The organism is Mucilaginibacter sp. OK283, assembly GCF_900110415.1.
GTDB lineage: Bacteria > Bacteroidota > Bacteroidia > Sphingobacteriales > Sphingobacteriaceae > Mucilaginibacter.
In genome coordinates this window covers 835,360-851,667 of record NZ_FODR01000001.1, presented here as the reverse complement: position 1 = coordinate 851,667, position 16,308 = coordinate 835,360, and the positions used below count along the sequence as shown (strand labels likewise).

Here is a 16,308-nt window from a genome sequence, read left to right as displayed (position 1 = left end):
AACTATAAGGATTGATAACGTTAAAATGCTGCTATAATTGCAATTATCAGTTTAATTTTTGATAAGTGCGCCACCAAAGGTCGGGCAACTCGCCGGATGTGGCCGTTTTATAGTCGGCATAACTGCAGGGCACCAGGTGAAAACGTTCGTTTTTTGAGCCCCCTGTTGGATAGGGCACCTGCATCCACCAGCGATCTGATTTTTTGCTTTTCACAAATACAACCTCCTGGTCTTCATGCTTCAGGCTGGTTTTGTAAATAAGGTATTGCGATTTTGGATTGAGCGGAAAATCGCGCTTGCGGCCGTAAAAACCATCAATAAAATACCAGATCATCTGCGCCAGCAACATAGCCGTTTGGCCATTATTATCATAGGCCGGGTTAAATTCATAGAAGCCTATAGAGCTTAGCTTATCATTAAAACCGGCGTACCGGCATAGCTGGCAGGCCTCCTGCCCGTTAAAGCCGTTGGGGGTAGCATTGGCGTTGCCTGCAGCATCGGCCGATCGGATGGCCCCCACATCAAAGCTTACCATACTGGCGTTGCGAATGGCGGGCTCGGTTACAGCAATGTTGCCGCTTAGTTCGCCAAGGCGGTGTACATCAAAATAAAGCTTATCCATCACCCGCAAACTTTCCTGGCTGGCAAAATAAGTTTGGTACCCCAGGTTGCTAAAATTAAAAAGGTAATTAGGATCGTGCAAAAATATTTTGTTGAGGTATGATTGCGATGTTGTTTCCAATCCGGCCGGGGTTTCGTCCTCATCAAGGTCAAAACGGGCATCTACTACCACCAGGTCAACCTTCTGTTCCAAATCCTCGTAACCCAGGTATTGGGCGTAAGTTAAATCCTGCCCGCCACCTAAAATAATGGGGATAATATCTTTTTTTACCAGTTCGGATACCACGGTTTTAAGCGCAAAGTAGGTATCGGTAACTGATGCGCCTGCGGCGATATTGCCCAGGTCGGCAATTTTTAAGTTGTAGCCACCCTCATTAAGCTGGTAAAGTTTCTCGCGGATATAGTCGGGCCCAAGGGCACAGCCCTGGTTATCTGTAGCATTCCGATCGTCCATAACGCCAATGATGGCCATGTCGGTTTTCTCCTCCAGGTTGGGAAAATCGACAGAATAATGCACAATTTTATCGCCAAGCTGACTGGTATAGTAGCCCTTTTTAGGAGTGATCTTTTTCAGATCGATGGGTTTAAAAAAATCAGCTAAGGACATAATGTTCGATGTGCAAATGTGCAGATGTGCAAATGTGCAGATTGATGGGCAGATGTGCAAATGATTGATGGGCAGATTTCAGGTGAACATTTTTTGCCTGAACTGAATTTTCAGAATCATTGAATGAGTAGAATTGACGAATAACAAACCAAACAGGCACTCAAAAATCAAAATCCTGCATCTGCATATCTGCACATCTAAAATCTGCACATTTATGAACATATTTGCACATCTGAAATCCGTATATATGATTCTAATTACTGGCGCAACAGGTTTTCTCGGGGCCGAACTGGCGAAACTGCTGGTTACATCTGGCTCAAACATTCGTTGCACCAAACGGGCTACATCAACCATACCTGCCTTACTTGCTCCTTTTCAATCGCAAATTGAATGGGTGGAGGCCGACATTCTTGATATTTTTGCTTTGGAAAATGCCTTGGCTGGCGTAACCAAGGTTTATCATTGCGCGGCGTGGGTGTCGTTAAAATCGGCCGATAAAAAGCCGATGATCAATACTAACGTGACCGGCACGGCCAACCTCGTTAATTTATGTGCCGAAAAGGGCATCAGGATGGTTCACGTAAGCTCGATAGCCGCCATAGGCCTGGCCAAACCCGGCGACCTTACGACCGAAAACCATCACCTGGAACAATCAACAGAAAACGACGGTTACGCCATTTCAAAGCTGGAGAGTGAGATGGAAGTATGGCGCGGTATTGCCGAAGGGCTGGATGCTGTAATTGTGAATCCATCGCTTATTATTGGTGCAAGCGCGGGTAAAGCTGGCAGCGGTGCTTTGTTTGAAACCATCCGTAAAGGCCTTAAATTTTATACTGCCGGCACTATTGGCTTTGTTGATGTGGAGGATGTGGCCAAATGTATGGTTGGCTTGATGAACAGTGTTATCACCGCCGAGCGCTACATTATCAGCGCCGAAAATCGCACCTATCAATCTATAACTACCGAAGCAGCAAACGGATTTGGGATTAAGCCGCCCGCCATTTTAGCCAAACCCTGGGTAATGGAAATTGGCTGGCGCGGTGCCGCAGTAATAGCCGCGTTAACAGGTGGCGATCCGGCTATCGATAAAACATCGGCACAGGCGGCATCGGTGATCCGGGAGTTTGATAACTCGAAAATTAAGAATGCAATCGGGATTGAGTTTAAGCCAATAAGTAAAACCGTTCTGGAGATCTGTGAAGCATTAGGCCAATAATAATTCATTATCAAAAAAACTAAAGCCGAATTTATTGATGCTTTGCAACGAGCTTTCCGGTAGTATCTCAGTTTAAAATTTTCTTAAAATACATTGAAATATAAAACAACTTATTTAACTTTGTTTTTCAAAGTTCTTTTGTTAAATATAAAAACCAGCGGTATGAAGATTACAAGAACAAAATTCGTTATTCTCTTCCTCGTTTCGGCGTTTGCATTTCAATTTATGTCTAATTCAATTTTGGGATCTGAAGTTCGGCTCTTTCCTGTAACCGGCGAATGGTTCCCGGGAACCGGATCATCAATAGCCTGGAAGAGCACCGTAGCCGCAATTTTATACCCTATCAAAATGGTTTTGATAGGACCCTTGCCGCCTTTATTTAAAGAGCCGGATCCGGCACCTCCAATTTTGGTTTTTGCGTTTGCTTTATACTGGACCGCCATGGCATTAGTTCTTTATTATCTCCTCAGTAAAATAATCACCCGTAAAAATCATGAGTAGAATTGAAGAACTATACTACGAGGTCAAAGCTGATAAGTGGTTTAAACGGTTTGCTGTTTTTTGCCGCGTCGCTCTGGCAGCCAGCTTTATTCCCGCAGGCTATATTAAAATCATGGGCGAACGATTCGCCGCAGGCCTGCCGTCCAATAACCCCCTGGGACATTATTTCGATGCCTTACATCTCACAGGATATTACTATGCCTTTATTGGAGTTGCTCAAATTATAACAGCTATATTATTACTGATCCCGAGAACAGCCCTTCTCGGTGCACTGATGTATTTTTGCTTCATCGTCAACATTTGCGTGCTGACTTATGCTACCCGCTTTGACGGTACCCGGGGCGTCACGATGCTGTTATTGGCAAACTTGTTTTTACTAATTTGGGACTACGATCGTTTAAAATACATTTTGCCATTTAAGCAGCCGAAAACGGCGCCTCAGGTGTTAAAAAAGCCCCTGGGCAGGCGTCTTCGGATCATATTTTTTGCAGGTTCCTTCGCAGTCCTGGCTTTTATCATTGTCGGTTCTTTCTATTTATATGAGATCGTACCAGGCAACTCTGAAGCTGAATGCAGAAATCAATGTACTTCCAGCAAAAACCCCGCAGCTTGTGAAGTTTTCTGCGATTGCATTTATAAACAGGGTCAACCGCTGGATAGCTGTTTAGCAACTTTTAATAAGGCGAAAGATATCCGCAAACCTGATAAGAAGTAGCACAAAGTGCACCGCTATAGCACAGCAATGAACTTCCATTTTTTAGAAAGGGCGTTACCCAAACCGGAGAACCGAAATATTCATTTTCAAACCGGGACCTTGCCAAATCTTCTGAAATAAAAGATAAAGTTTTAGACGAGGACTATGACGATCTTTTTCTACTACAAGTAAGTTGTTTTGCAAGATATACGCAAAAACATTTGATGCAAATGACAAGTCCATCACCTTAAAATGCTTTCGTTTTGTTGATAATTGTATAGGAACAGTTGAATTTGCACTCGAAAACTCTTTACTTTAGTTATAAGCTGGGCAGCAAAATTAAAATTCGATAACCATGAGGATTTGTATTTACTTTTTCCGGCCAAACTAAAACAAATAAGAAAAGAGCTTTTGGAAGCTTATGATGCGATAAAACAAAAGCAGATGCCCCACAAGGCAAAAAAAAATAAAAACAAGAAAAGATAACTACAACAAATCTGTTTTGCTTCGAAACAGATTCAAATACAATATCATTACCTTGCCCATTCATTTTTCAAATGCAACCCGACAAAAGAAACCACCTGATAGATTTGCTGAGGATACTGGCAGCTTCATGGGTAGTTTTTTTTCATCTTAACCAGCCTATAAAACCTATTGATAACTGGTATCGCAATTTTTGTAAATACGGACACCTGGGTGTACCTGTATTTTTTATCATAAGCGGTTATTGTATACTCATTGCGCTGCACCATGCCAAAAAACCAACCGAATTTGCGGTAAGGCGCTTCTTCCGTATTTTCCCGCCATATTGGTTTAGCCTGGTTATTACTGCTGGTATAGTTTTATTACTCAAGGTGATAAACCATGTAAATTCTGTAGCAGTGCTTCCTAAAAATATTTCGGGCATATTAGCCACAATTACACTTACCACAACGCCCATAACCGATATAAAAACCATCAACTGGGTGTACTGGACACTATCGTACGAGGTATTTTTTTACCTGGCTGTGTTTGCCTGCGCCTTTTTTAAAAAACAATATTTTATAATTGCTTTAACAGTGGTTACGCTGTTGAGTATCGTTTTACCCCGATTTGAATCGGGGCCTTTGTTCTTTTTAAACCTGTGGCCATTGTTTAGCCTTGGTGTAGCCTTATACCAGTTGTTGCATCAGCCTGCCTATAAATGGTTTAATATAGCCTTATTGGCTTTTACAGCAGTTGATTTTTATGCAACCCATCAATCCTATATTTACATTGTACTTTGCTTAATTACTGGGGCGCTTATTGTTATCAACCACTTTAAACCGCTAAAAAACAACTTGCTTAGCCGTTATGGCGATGTTTCCTATTCGCTTTACCTGGTACACGTGCCCATCGGCATCTATTTGTTAGGGCATTTGAAAACCACCGCGATACAAACCAATGTTGCTTTAAATATTGTTTTTGACGTGGCGATATTGATATTCCTGGTGTTTATTTCCGGGCTAATGCACCGGTATATCGAATTGCCCGCTATTAAATATGGCAAGCGGTTTGGGAAGTGAGTTGCCACATGACAACAAAAAAAACTCTACTTATCCTATCAACAAAAAAATTCGCACATTTGCACCCAAGATGGAGCAGTACTTTATTATTGATTTCGACAGCACGTTTACACAGGTTGAGGCCCTTGACGAACTGGCCCGCATATCCCTCAAAAATCATCCCGACCGTGAGGGTATTTACAAACAGATAGAAGATTTAACCAATGCCTCGATGGAAGGCAGGCTATCCTTTACCCAAAGTTTAGAAGCCCGGGTTAAATTATTATGTGCCAACCGCGATCATTTAAAGCAACTCATCAGCCATCTTAAAAAAAAGGTATCTACTTCATTCTCGCGCAATACCATCTTTTTTAAAAATCACCAGGACGAGGTTTTGATCGTATCCGGCGGTTTTAAAGAGTTTATTACGCCTGTAGTTACCGAGTATCATATTAAAAAAGAAAACATATACGCCAATACTTTCGAGTTTGACGACGAAGGCAATATTATAGGTTATGACCGCACCAACCCGCTGTCGCAAGAAGGGGGTAAGGTTAAATTGCTTAAAGAGCTGCAACTGCCCGGCGATATTTATGGCATAGGCGATGGCTACTCCGATTTCCAGCTGAAGGAATCGGGCATGATCAAGAAGTTTTATGCCTTTACCGAAAATATTGAGCGTAAATCGGTAACCGAAAAGGCCGACCACGTTACCCCAAGCTTTGACGAGTTCCTGTACCTGAACAAATTACCTCGCGCCATATCATATCCCAAAAACCGCATTAAATGCCTAGTAGTTGGTGCAATTGATGAAGAGGCACAGGCTCAGATGAAAAAAGAAGGGTACAACATTCGTAACCGGGATGAGATTGAAGATAAATATTTAGAAGAAGCCGGTGTTTTATTTTGCGATGAAGACCACCAGCCAACGCCCGAGCAGGTACAAAATTCCGGCCGGTTAAAAGTGATAGGTATTTTTGGCAAATGCAATAACAAACTTGCCGAAACAGCCACCGAAAATGGCATTATTATATTTGACGATCCGAGGCATAACCCGCATAACAGCGATTTTTTGCCAAAAAGGGTTTTGGCTTTCATGAACGAGGGCAAAACACATACCAGCTGCAATTTTCCGGATTTACAGCCGCCAAGGGTTAACAATGCACACCGTTTAATCCACATCCACAAAAACGTGCCCGGCATCCTGGCTAAAATAAACGATGTATTTGCCCGCCACAATATCAATATTGTTGGCGAGTTTCTGGTTACCAATCCACAAATAGGATACGTAATTACCGATGTAAATACTGGCTATGACACCCAGGTGCTCAACGAGTTAAAGGCGATTGAGCATACCATTAAATTCAGACTGCTTTATTAGCGTTACGAGGATCGGGTTGCGCGGTTCGGGTTACGGGGTTATTGACCTGCACTCCCGATTTAAAGTTTTACACAAACCTCGCTGCCCGAACCCCGAACCTGGCAACTCGCCCCCCGAGCCAGACCACACGAACCCCGACCCTGATTAAGCGATAAAAGGAACAACCAATACCGGGATAGTTGAATGGCGAACAACGTTTTCGGCTACGCTGCCCATAAGGAAACGATCAAGGCCAGTGCGGCTATGAGTGCCTAATACAATCAGATCGGCATTAAATTGTTTTGCACAGCTAAGTATACCATCGGCAGTAATATTAAAATCGGTAAACGAGGTAACTTCAAGCTCGCCCGCATATTCCTTTTTAATATTATCAATTAGCGATGAAGATTGCCTGGATTGGATATCAATTAACTCAGACTGATCTATCCCCATAGTTCCAATCGGCATTCCTACTAAGCTATCATTGGCGTCTGGCGGAAAAACAGCCGGCTCGATAATATGAACCAAACCAACTGCAGCCTTGTAAGTATGTGCAATATCAAACCCATATGCTGCGGCATTATGCGCGTATGTGCTATCATCAATACCTATTAATATTTTACTGATTTTCATGATGTTTAAGGTTATTGTCTGAATCAGAATTTTTCACACGTATATTGTTTTCAAAGGTGTTCAAGAGGGCTATGCCATTTACAGAATTTGAGAATGAACAGAATAAATCGGACAAAATATTAAGCCACGCGTTTTCATTTTTTTAATTCTGAAAATTCTTTAATTCTGTAAATTCTGATTCAGACATAAGACAGCCCGCGTCAAGAAATGTTTTAATTTTTGATGTCACTTTACCCTATTTAACCTCATACCATTTTTGCTACCTTTGATTATGCAATTCTCTCCCGAAATTGAAGGGCGCCTGGCGCAGTTACAGGAAAAATACGAGGCCATGGGCCAGGATATGAACTCCTACCTTGACGGGCTGCTATACGCCGATTTTTTAACCTACTGGGATTATATACACCTGGATACATTATTGAGCCTGCAAAGCCCTAAAACGCCCTTTCCCGACGAAGAGATTTTTATCATCTATCACCAGATAACCGAATTATATTTTAAGCTGGTATTGCATGAGTGCCAGCAGATAGCTGCCGCCCAGCCCTTAACTGTCGTTTTTTTTACTGCGCGTTTAAAGCGCATTAACAGGTATTTTGGCGCGTTAACCCAATCATTCGAGATTATGGTTGACGGGATGGAAAAAGAGCAGTTCCTGAAGTTCAGGATGTCGTTATTACCCGCCAGCGGTTTTCAATCGGGCCAGTACAGGATGATCGAGATATATGCCACCGACTTTATCAACCTGGTAGCCAAAGATAAACGCGAGGAACTACGTACAGCCACTATTGAAGAGCAATTTGAATACCTGTACTGGAAGTTTGGCGCTACCGAATTATCAACCGGTAAAAAAACGCTGACACTTAAACAGTTCGAAAAAAAGTATGCCAAAACATTTATAGAGCTGGGTAAGGCAAATGCTAACTATAATTTTAACTCACTGGCTTTAAAATTTGAAGCCGAAGGCAACCTTACACCTGAGTTAAAAGCCGAATTGTGCCAGCTGGATGTAAATGTAAACGTAAACTGGCCGCTATCGCACTACAAATCGGCCGTGCGCTATCTTAACCGCGAACCCGAAGAAATAAAAGCCACCGGCGGTACCAACTGGCAAAAATACCTGCCTCCGCGCTTTCAGAAACGCATTTTTTATCCATCACTCTGGAGCACCGATGAAGTGGAAAACTGGGGCAAGGCCTGGGTAGATAGCGTGCTGGGGTAGAGCGCAATGACATAAACGTTATCTCGGACTTGTTTTCAGGTCCCAGAGGGTAGGTGGCCCGCCTGAAGTGTACTACTTGGTATTGGGTTACCGAAACAAGTTCCTTCCGCGCGCTATTTTATTTAACAGCCATTTCTCCCTTCGCAACGCTCGGTGGCTGTATTTGGCTTAAGGATAGCGGTACAAGCCGTTTGGTTTTTAAATACGTTATACCCACAATGAGCATAGTCATGCTACCGCCAAATATAACCGACGGCACCGTGCCTAATAAACGTGCCGCCGTGCCCGATTCAAAAGCTCCTATCTCATTTGATGAGCCGATAAACATCTGGTTAACAGCCGATACCCGCCCGCGCATATGTTCGGGCGTTAATAACTGCATAATTGTACCACGGATAATTACGCTTACACTGTCAAAAGCTCCTTCGGTAAATATAAACAACAATGACAGGTAAAAGCTTTTAGATAAACCAAAGCAAATGATAGACAACCCAAACCCGGTTACCGCTATCAACAAATTGCGCCATGGCTTGCCCATAGGCGAAAACCTGGTCATCACCAGCATGGTTAATACAGCCCCCAATGACGATGTTGCCCGCATAATTCCCAAACCTTCGGCTCCTACCTTCAATATTTCGTTGGCAAACACTGGTAGTAACGCAACGGCGCCGCCAAAAAACACCGAGAATAAATCGAGGCTCATGGCCCCTATCATCATTTTATTGCCAAACACAAAGGAAATTCCTTCTGAAAGACTTTTATAAATACTCTCCTTAGGCACAAAAACAGGCGGATATTTGCGTAAACGCGCAACCAGTATTAATGATACTATGAGAAAAAAGATAATACAACCAAAAGTTGCAGTAATGCCGCTTATACCAAAAAATTTATCAGAATAGCCATAGATCAACCCGCCCGCAGCCGGGCCCACAATGGATGCCACCTGCCAGCTCGAACTGCTCCAGGTGCTGCCGTTGGGGTAAACTTCCTTAGGAATACTGTGCGCGTAAATAGTAAAAGTAGCCGGACCATAAAACGCCCTTGCAATTCCGTTACAAAATATCATCACGTAAATTATAGGAACCACCCAACCTACGTGAATAATATCGCTCATGCTTTTAAGCGTAACAGTAAACATCACCATCGAGGTGAATATCACCCCACTGAATATTAACAGCAACATCTTACGTTTCTCAGATTTATCAGCAATATAACCGCCGTATAAAGCGATACAAACCGCGGGAATAGCCTCGCATAAGCCTACCAAACCCAAAGCAAATGGGTCTTTTGTTAACTCATAGATATAAAAACCGATTATAACGGCTTGCATAGAATATGCAAAGGTGAAACAAAAACGCATACCGATATAAGACCGGAAATCTTTATATCGCAATGCTGCAAAGGAATCAATTTTGGGTTTACTCTCGCCTTCTTCGGTCACAGTGTTGTTTTAGATGTGCCGCAAATTTACAACACGATTTTCAGGATTTTTAAAAAATCTGCAGATTTCAGATTACAAATGTGCAGATTTTAGCAAAAAAACGCCTGTGGAAGTGCCGGTGGTAAATCGTACCTATTAAAATTCAGATTGGGGCATTACCCTCGTTCCTCGGGTCAGGCTATGCGCTTATACTGCACGGGCCTTAGCCACATTGACGGGTATCCGCTACTATCCTTAATGCAAAAAGCCGCATGTGAGGACACATGCGGCGGAAAAATTAATTCATCAATAAATAATCATCTACGCATCAAAATCCGTGCTGATCTATCAGGTAAATCAGCGCTGCGATACCGGCACCCCCCAGTTCAAGCTCGCGTTTGTTTACGTTTTCAAATACGTCGTTTGGTGTGTGGTGGATATCAAAATAGCGCTGAGAATCAGGGCGAAAGCCGATCAGCACAACGCTTGGCAACTTTTCTTTCATCGGCTCAATGTCTGTTCCCGACCCACCTATAGTCAGCTGGTCAACTTCGTATGGCTCTAATATTGATTTCCAGTTGGTGTTCACTTTTGTTATAAAATCTTTAGATACATCCGAAAAGCTGAAGCCCCGCGGGGTAAAGCCGCCTTCGTCGGTTTCTATAGCGGCAATGTGCTCCTCCTTATTTTGAGCGGCAAGTTCGGCGTATTTGGTGCCGCCTTTGTGGCCATTCTCCTCGTTCATGAAAAACACCGCCCGAACGGAGTTTTTAGGTTTGTAACCTATTGCCTTAAAGATCCTTAGCACCTCGGCCGATTGTATTACACCGGTACCATCGTCGTGCGCGCCTTCGGCCAGGTCCCAGGAATCAAGGTGGCCGCCTACCGTGATGAACTTATTAGGATGCTCTGTGCCAGTCAGTTCGCCAACTACGTTGTAGGATAATACGTCGGGCAATAACTGGCAGCTTTGTTTAAAATAAAATTTAGCTGCCGGGAATTTACGCATTTTAAGCATGGCACTCAGCTTGTTAGCCGCTTTGGTAGATATTGCCGCGGCCGGGATATTTTTGCCATCTTTATCGGCCAGGGTAGCGCCGGTATGGGGGTAATCATCTAAACTCTCTGTCAGCGAACGCACTATAACGCCTACTGCGCCATATTTGGCGGCGACAGCAGGCCCCATAAAGCGCTGATCTCCAGCGGTTCCGTAGGCTTGTCCGGTTTCAATAAACCGTGGATCAAAAGCACGGTTAAAGAATACGATTTTGCCTTTAATAGCCGCTTCTCCAAGGGTTGCCAGCTCTTTAAGACTTTGTACCTCAATAACATTGGCTGTAATACCTTCTTTAGGGGTAGCAACTGTCATCCCCAGGGCGGCAATAGGCACCGGGATACGTTTTTTGCCATCAATAATAAAAGCTGTTTCTTTGGCACCGCGTACCCAATGGGGCACCATAACTTCCTGTAAATAAACCTTATCGAAGCCATAGCTTTCCATCAGTTTTTTGCTGTATTCCACAGCTTTTTGGGCGTTGGCCGAGCCGCTGATACGCTGGCCTATGTTTTTACACAGGTAGCGCAGGCTTTCATAACTTTTGCCGTTTACAAGGGCTTCGTCGTAAATTTTGCGGATCATTAATGAATCCTGGGCATGGATGAGGTTGGCTGATAACAGCAGGGAGGAGATTAAAAAAGTAAATTTTCTTTTCATTTAAATGTTTGTTTTTTATGCGATAAGCACTCTTGCGGGTCACCGTTCAGTATCCTTTGGCCACCTTTTGAATAACCTTTCGGTTACCTGCAGATACCTTTACAACACCTTTGGATCACCTTTCTTGCAAAGAAATTTCTGTGCGCTTATCAAATGAAGTCAGTCGGAAACAAATTTAATATTTTGCGGCAATAATGGAAGCCTCAGGAAATTTTATCCCAGCTTAAACCGGCATTTTTTGTTTCGAAGGCATGGTGCAGCACCTGGTTTTCGGGCAGGGCCAATTGGGGGTCTTTGGCAAAAATTTGCTCCACCGTTTTGCGGGCCTTAAACAACAACTCCTGGTCGGTAGCAAGGTTGGCAACCTTCAGGTCGAGCACGCCGCTTTGCTGGGTACCGTCCAGGTTACCGGGGCCGCGCAGCTGCAGGTCGATCTCGGAGATTTCGAAACCGTTGTTAGTCTTCACCATGGTATCCAGGCGGATCTTACCGTCGTGGCTTAGCTTGTGGCTGCTCATCAAAATACAGTATGATTGCTCGGCTCCGCGCCCTACCCTACCGCGCAGCTGGTGCAGTTGCGACAGGCCAAAACGCTCGGCATTTTCAATTATCATTACCGAGGCATTGGGCACGTTAACCCCAACCTCTATCACGGTGGTGGCCACCATAATTTGAGTTTGCCCTTTGATGAAGCGCTGCATCTCAAACTCCTTATCGGCGGGTTTTAATTTGCCATGCACAATGCTGATCTTATACCCGGGTAACGGAAACTCACGCGAGATAATTTCGATGCCCTCTTCCAAGTTTTTAAGGTCCAGTTTTTCGCTTTCCTTAATCAGCGGGTACACAATATAAATTTGCCGGCCCAGGGCAATTTCCTTTTTCATAAAACCAAACACCCGCAGGCGCTGGTTATCAAAAAAATGCAGTGTTTGAATAGGCTTACGGCCAGCCGGCAACTCATCAATTACAGATACATCCAGATCGCCGTACAGGGTCATGGCCAGGGTGCGGGGGATGGGGGTTGCCGTCATCACCAGGATATGGGGCGGTACAACGTTCTTTCGCCAAAGCCTGGCCCGCTGCTCTACCCCAAAACGGTGCTGCTCATCAATCACCACGAAGCCCAGGTTTTTGAATTGTACTTTGTCCTCTATCAGGGCGTGGGTACCAATCAGTATCTTCATTTCGCCGCTTTCCAGTTTCTGGTGCAGCACCCTGCGGTCTTTTTGTTTGGTTGATCCGGTGAGCAGGGCCACCTCGATAAAACCATCGCCAACCAAACTGCTGATGGTTTGGTAATGCTGGCTAGCCAATATTTCGGTGGGCGCCATAATGCAGGTCTGGAAGCCGTTATCAATAGCAATCAACATCGCCATCAGGGCAACAACGGTTTTGCCGCTGCCTACATCGCCCTGCAACAGGCGGTTCATTTGCACGCCGCGCTGGGTATCCTGCCTTATCTCCTTTAACACCCGCTTTTGCGGCGTGGTTAGCTGGAAAGGTAGTTTATGGTGGTAAAAATCATTAAAGTAATGGCCTACAGTGCTAAATACATTACCCTTAAACTTTTGAGTATGCAACATTTTATTGCGCAGGAGTTTAAGCTGCAGCAAAAACAATTCTTCAAACTTAAGCCTGTGCAAAGCCTCGTTCAGCAAATTGGCGTCGGCCGGGAAATGGATGTTGCGATAAGCCTCGGCCCTGCCCAGGAGCTTAAAGTGCTGGATAATGTACAAGGGCAAATTTTCTTTAATATCCTTAGCGTGCAGGCCAAGTAAAGTAGCCGTTAATTTTTGGATGCCTTTGCTATCCAGCTGAAATTGCTTAAGCTTTTCAGTAGAGTTGTAAACCGGCTGCAAGGTAGCATTACCCTGCCGCTGCATATTGGCAGGCGAGTAGATTTCCATTTCGGGATGCGCCATTTGGGCTTGCCCGTTAAAGAAACCAGCCTTGCCAAACACAATGTATACCGTGCCGGGCACAATAGTTTTATCTATCCAGTTGATGCCTTTAAACCAAACCAGTTCCAACGTGCCGGTATCATCACGGGTTTGTACAACCAGCCGTTTGGTGTGCTTCTCGCCAACAATTTGCTTGCTAATAACACGGGCCAAAACCTGCACGTAAGGCAAATCGGGATTAATATCTTTTACCTTATAAAATTTAGTCCGGTCGATATACCGGAAGGGGAAATGGCGCAGCAAATCTTCAAAAGTGGCAATACCCAATTCCTTTTTCAACACCTCGGCCCGGGTTTGGCCCGCGCCTTTTAAATATGTAAGTGGTGTTTGAAAAGGATCCATAGGCCTCACCTAAATCCTCTCCAAAGGAGAGGACTTTTGATTTGCGTGTTTGTTAAACCATGTGTTATAATCGTCATCCTCAGTATCTCTCCATCACAAAGGATTATGTCATTGTGAGGAACGAAGCAATCTCCTACTTTTCAGGGCGGATGTTCGTAGTTCGCGATTGCTTCGTTCCTCGCAATGACATATAGTCGCTCCTCCCTCTCCTTTGGAGAGGGCCGGGGTGAGGCTTTATTTTACCGCAATAACCGATATCTCTACATTAACGCCTTTTGGTAATGCCGATACCTGTACCGTTTCGCGGGCGGGGAAATTTGATGTAAAGTAGGTGCCGTATACTTCATTTACCTGGCCAAAATTGCCAAGGTCGGTTAAAAATATGCTGGTTTTTACAACGTTGACAAAGCCGATGCCTGCTTCGGTTAAAATAGCTTTAATATTTTCCATTACTAAAACGGCTTCATCTTTAATACCGCTGGTAACCAGCTCGCCGGTGGCGGGGTTAAGGGGTATCTGGCCAGATACAAATACAAAATTACCGGCAACAGTAGCCTGGCTGTACGGCCCGATAGGTGCAGGCGCGTTATTGGTGTTTATTATTTCCATCATTTTTTAAGTATGAACACTTGTATCAGCTTATAGATGATGCCCGCTAAAAACATCAGGATGGCCAGTGCATTTATAAAATGCATAATGCGCAGGTTAATGTTATCCGGCCTGTTGGGATCTTTTTTTCTAAAGAAATACATAATACAAACTTAGTAAAAAAAAGAGCCTCACCCAACCCTCTCCAAAGGAGAGGGCTTTTGATTTGCATACATCGCTCCCGCGAGCTTTTAGCTCGTGGGTACCATGGTTGCAGCTTTCAGCTGCCCATGCCAAGCGGGTATTGATATGTTTATACCTGGTTGCCCCTACGAGTTACGCCATGCCAATTTTGGGTTTGCTATATCCAACCTACATTCCGAACAACTCTTTGAGATGCAGGGCGTAAAAGATTTCGAACCCTTTCTACGCTGCTGCCCACCCTTCAAGGGTTCGAAAGGACCAGGTTCTTTAAATAAGCTTTTTGCCTGCAATATATTAACCTTCCGGTGTTATGTTGCCCATCTCCTGCCGGTTACCAATTGTTGCCCCGGCGCTTGCAATTACCACCAATATTACGGCGGCATATTCCTGTATGGAGAGATATTCTTTCAAAAATATCAACCCGCAGATGGCGCCAACGGCTGGTTCCATGCTCATAAGGATACTGAATGTTTTGGTGGGGATATATTTAAGTCCGTACATCTCTAAAGAAAACGGAATGGCGCTGCAAAATAACGCCAACCCCATAGCCGGGATAATCATACTGCTTTTAAAATTCATCATCCCGTCACTTGCGAAAGCAAATGGCAATGTCGCCATTAACGCAAACAGCATACCTATGGTAACGGCCTGACCGCCATTTAACACCGCAGATACCCGCCGGCCCAACACAATATAGCCGGCCCAAAAGGCACCGGCCAGCAAAGCCATGCCCGCGCCAAACAAATCAATATTGGTGTTATTCCAGGGTGTCATCAATACAATTCCGCCTGCGGCCAGTAGTACCCATAAAAATTCGATGGTGCGTTTTGAACTAAACACCACAAGCAGCAACGGCCCCATAAACTCAAGGGTGACTGCTATCCCCAACGGAATACGCGATAAGGCCAGGTAGTAAATTAAATTCATGGCACCCAGGCATAAACCGTAAGGGATAACCGCATTCCATTGTTCGCGGGTTAATGTTTTTAACCCTGGCCTGTTCACGACAAGCAGTATCAATGCCGATAATCCTATCCGCAAGGTGGCGGTAACTGAAGCACCGAGAGCCGGAAACAATCCCTTAGCAATAGCAGCCCCTACCTGTACGCTTAATATCGAACCTAAAACTGCTAATAATGGACGTATTGGAATTTTGTTTTTTTGCATTGACGAGATGCGTTAGTTTGAAGCAAAATTAATCACGATCAGACCAATACGGCCCTGGTTAAAGATTTTCTTTTCAAAATAAAATAGACGGCTGTTAAAAGTATGGTATAAACCAAGAGGTCTTGCCAGGGGTAGCCTATTTGGTAATTGATCCCTGCACCCGCATTTGGAGAAGTTCTCATTCGCCACACTGGTGTAAATAACACGAACGCAAACCTTATTATATATAAAAAGACCCATAAATTAAAGATCACCATTAAAGTGTATATAGACTTCCGAAGTCTTTTAAACCATAGTATTTGAGGCACTAACAGTTTACAAGCAATCTCTACAAAACCTAAATACCAAAAGGGGCCGCTGTAACGGTTAACAAAAACATACTGTTCGTATTCTACCTGAGAATAATAGGCCCTAAAAAATTCGGCAAATAACGATATTAAAAACATTACCGATCCAAAAAGTAAACAGGTGTTGACAGACTGTATTAATACTTGTTTATCAATTTTAAATAGCCGGATCTTAAAAAGATGAACAA

15 protein-coding genes are annotated in these 16,308 nt (G+C 44.0%); 6 read left to right on the top strand and 9 right to left on the bottom strand.

The annotated features are described in order from the left end of the window. Positions 1-46: 46 nt before the first annotated feature. Positions 47-1,228, bottom strand: a complete 1,182-nt coding sequence (locus tag BMX56_RS03655; protein ID WP_090640915.1) for a formimidoylglutamase — start codon at positions 1,226-1,228, stop codon at positions 47-49. A gap of 247 nt (positions 1,229-1,475) precedes the next feature. On the opposite strand from BMX56_RS03655, the gene BMX56_RS03650 reads away from it, so the two are divergent. From BMX56_RS03650 to BMX56_RS03640, 3 genes are all read left to right on the top strand, one after another. Beyond that, positions 1,476-2,444: an NAD-dependent epimerase/dehydratase family protein gene (locus tag BMX56_RS03650; protein ID WP_090640912.1), complete on the top strand. Its 969-nt coding sequence runs from the start codon at positions 1,476-1,478 to the stop codon at positions 2,442-2,444. A gap of 162 nt (positions 2,445-2,606) precedes the next feature. Next, entirely contained in the window at positions 2,607-2,945 is a 339-nt protein-coding gene (locus tag BMX56_RS29810) for a hypothetical protein (protein ID WP_143065350.1), read from the top strand. Beyond that, the gene (locus BMX56_RS03640) at positions 2,938-3,660 is read left to right on the top strand and encodes a hypothetical protein (RefSeq protein ID WP_090640906.1); all 723 of its coding nucleotides are present in this window, start codon (positions 2,938-2,940) and stop codon (positions 3,658-3,660) included. Before BMX56_RS29810 ends, BMX56_RS03640 begins: the two co-directional genes overlap by 8 nt. Before the next feature lie 298 nt (positions 3,661-3,958). Here the strand turns inward: BMX56_RS03640 and BMX56_RS03635 are convergent, their stop codons facing one another. Beyond that, the gene (locus BMX56_RS03635; RefSeq protein WP_090640903.1) at positions 3,959-4,189 is read right to left on the bottom strand and encodes a hypothetical protein; all 231 of its coding nucleotides are present in this window, start codon (positions 4,187-4,189) and stop codon (positions 3,959-3,961) included. Positions 4,190-4,196: 7 nt separating this feature from the next. On the opposite strand from BMX56_RS03635, the gene BMX56_RS03630 reads away from it, so the two are divergent. Together BMX56_RS03630 and BMX56_RS03625 are read left to right on the top strand one after the other, a co-directional pair. Continuing rightward, entirely contained in the window at positions 4,197-5,183 is a 987-nt protein-coding gene (locus tag BMX56_RS03630) for an acyltransferase family protein (RefSeq protein WP_090640900.1), read from the top strand. A 70-nt stretch (positions 5,184-5,253) separates the two neighbouring features. Then, positions 5,254-6,543, top strand: coding sequence for an HAD-IB family phosphatase (locus BMX56_RS03625; protein ID WP_090641689.1), 1,290 nt, complete (start codon positions 5,254-5,256; stop codon positions 6,541-6,543). Between the two features lie 144 nt (positions 6,544-6,687). Here the strand turns inward: BMX56_RS03625 and BMX56_RS03620 are convergent, their stop codons facing one another. Further along, positions 6,688-7,155 (bottom strand): universal stress protein, encoded by a 468-nt coding sequence (locus BMX56_RS03620; protein ID WP_090640895.1) that lies wholly within the window; start codon positions 7,153-7,155, stop codon positions 6,688-6,690. Positions 7,156-7,426: 271 nt separating this feature from the next. On the opposite strand from BMX56_RS03620, the gene BMX56_RS03615 reads away from it, so the two are divergent. After that, positions 7,427-8,374 carry a tryptophan 2,3-dioxygenase family protein gene (locus BMX56_RS03615; RefSeq protein WP_090640891.1) on the top strand — a complete coding sequence of 316 codons (948 nt, stop codon included), beginning with the start codon at positions 7,427-7,429 and terminating at the stop codon, positions 8,372-8,374. Positions 8,375-8,492: 118 nt separating this feature from the next. Here BMX56_RS03615 and BMX56_RS03610 read toward each other — a convergent pair whose 3' ends face one another. The 6 genes from BMX56_RS03610 to BMX56_RS03590 all read right to left on the bottom strand — a co-directional run bounded on the left by BMX56_RS03610 (position 8,493) and on the right by BMX56_RS03590 (position 15,773). After that, positions 8,493-9,815: an MFS transporter gene (locus BMX56_RS03610; RefSeq protein WP_255369761.1), complete on the bottom strand. Its 1,323-nt coding sequence runs from the start codon at positions 9,813-9,815 to the stop codon at positions 8,493-8,495. Positions 9,816-10,122: 307 nt separating this feature from the next. Next, positions 10,123-11,508: a M20/M25/M40 family metallo-hydrolase gene (locus tag BMX56_RS03605; RefSeq protein WP_090640886.1), complete on the bottom strand. Its 1,386-nt coding sequence runs from the start codon at positions 11,506-11,508 to the stop codon at positions 10,123-10,125. Positions 11,509-11,711: 203 nt separating this feature from the next. Beyond that, complete coding sequence (gene recG / locus BMX56_RS03600) at positions 11,712-13,814, bottom strand: ATP-dependent DNA helicase RecG (RefSeq protein ID WP_090640883.1); 2,103 nt, start codon at positions 13,812-13,814, stop codon at positions 11,712-11,714. A gap of 234 nt (positions 13,815-14,048) precedes the next feature. After that, positions 14,049-14,426: a RidA family protein gene (locus BMX56_RS03595; RefSeq protein WP_090640882.1), complete on the bottom strand. Its 378-nt coding sequence runs from the start codon at positions 14,424-14,426 to the stop codon at positions 14,049-14,051. Next, positions 14,423-14,566 (bottom strand): DUF6728 family protein, encoded by a 144-nt coding sequence (locus BMX56_RS30020; protein WP_177183700.1) that lies wholly within the window; start codon positions 14,564-14,566, stop codon positions 14,423-14,425. The genes BMX56_RS03595 and BMX56_RS30020 overlap by 4 nt, the downstream gene beginning before the upstream one ends. A gap of 334 nt (positions 14,567-14,900) precedes the next feature. Then, on the bottom strand, positions 14,901-15,773 hold the full coding sequence (locus BMX56_RS03590; RefSeq protein ID WP_090640879.1) for an EamA family transporter: 873 nt from the start codon (positions 15,771-15,773) through the stop codon (positions 14,901-14,903). Positions 15,774-16,308 lie beyond the last annotated feature (535 nt).

Coding starts and splice junctions, on each gene's coding strand:
- BMX56_RS03655 (WP_090640915.1), bottom strand. CDS start 1,228: ATGTCCTTAGCTGATTTTTTTAAACCCATCGATCTGAAAAAGATCACT.
- BMX56_RS03650 (WP_090640912.1), top strand. CDS start 1,476: ATGATTCTAATTACTGGCGCAACAGGTTTTCTCGGGGCCGAACTGGCG.
- BMX56_RS29810 (WP_143065350.1), top strand. CDS start 2,607: ATGAAGATTACAAGAACAAAATTCGTTATTCTCTTCCTCGTTTCGGCG.
- BMX56_RS03640 (WP_090640906.1), top strand. CDS start 2,938: ATGAGTAGAATTGAAGAACTATACTACGAGGTCAAAGCTGATAAGTGG.
- BMX56_RS03635 (WP_090640903.1), bottom strand. CDS start 4,189: ATGAATGGGCAAGGTAATGATATTGTATTTGAATCTGTTTCGAAGCAA.
- BMX56_RS03630 (WP_090640900.1), top strand. CDS start 4,197: ATGCAACCCGACAAAAGAAACCACCTGATAGATTTGCTGAGGATACTG.
- BMX56_RS03625 (WP_090641689.1), top strand. CDS start 5,254: ATGGAGCAGTACTTTATTATTGATTTCGACAGCACGTTTACACAGGTT.
- BMX56_RS03620 (WP_090640895.1), bottom strand. CDS start 7,155: ATGAAAATCAGTAAAATATTAATAGGTATTGATGATAGCACATACGCG.
- BMX56_RS03615 (WP_090640891.1), top strand. CDS start 7,427: ATGCAATTCTCTCCCGAAATTGAAGGGCGCCTGGCGCAGTTACAGGAA.
- BMX56_RS03605 (WP_090640886.1), bottom strand. CDS start 11,508: ATGAAAAGAAAATTTACTTTTTTAATCTCCTCCCTGCTGTTATCAGCC.
- recG (WP_090640883.1), bottom strand. CDS start 13,814: ATGGATCCTTTTCAAACACCACTTACATATTTAAAAGGCGCGGGCCAA.
- BMX56_RS03595 (WP_090640882.1), bottom strand. CDS start 14,426: ATGATGGAAATAATAAACACCAATAACGCGCCTGCACCTATCGGGCCG.
- BMX56_RS30020 (WP_177183700.1), bottom strand. CDS start 14,566: ATGTATTTCTTTAGAAAAAAAGATCCCAACAGGCCGGATAACATTAAC.
- BMX56_RS03590 (WP_090640879.1), bottom strand. CDS start 15,773: ATGCAAAAAAACAAAATTCCAATACGTCCATTATTAGCAGTTTTAGGT.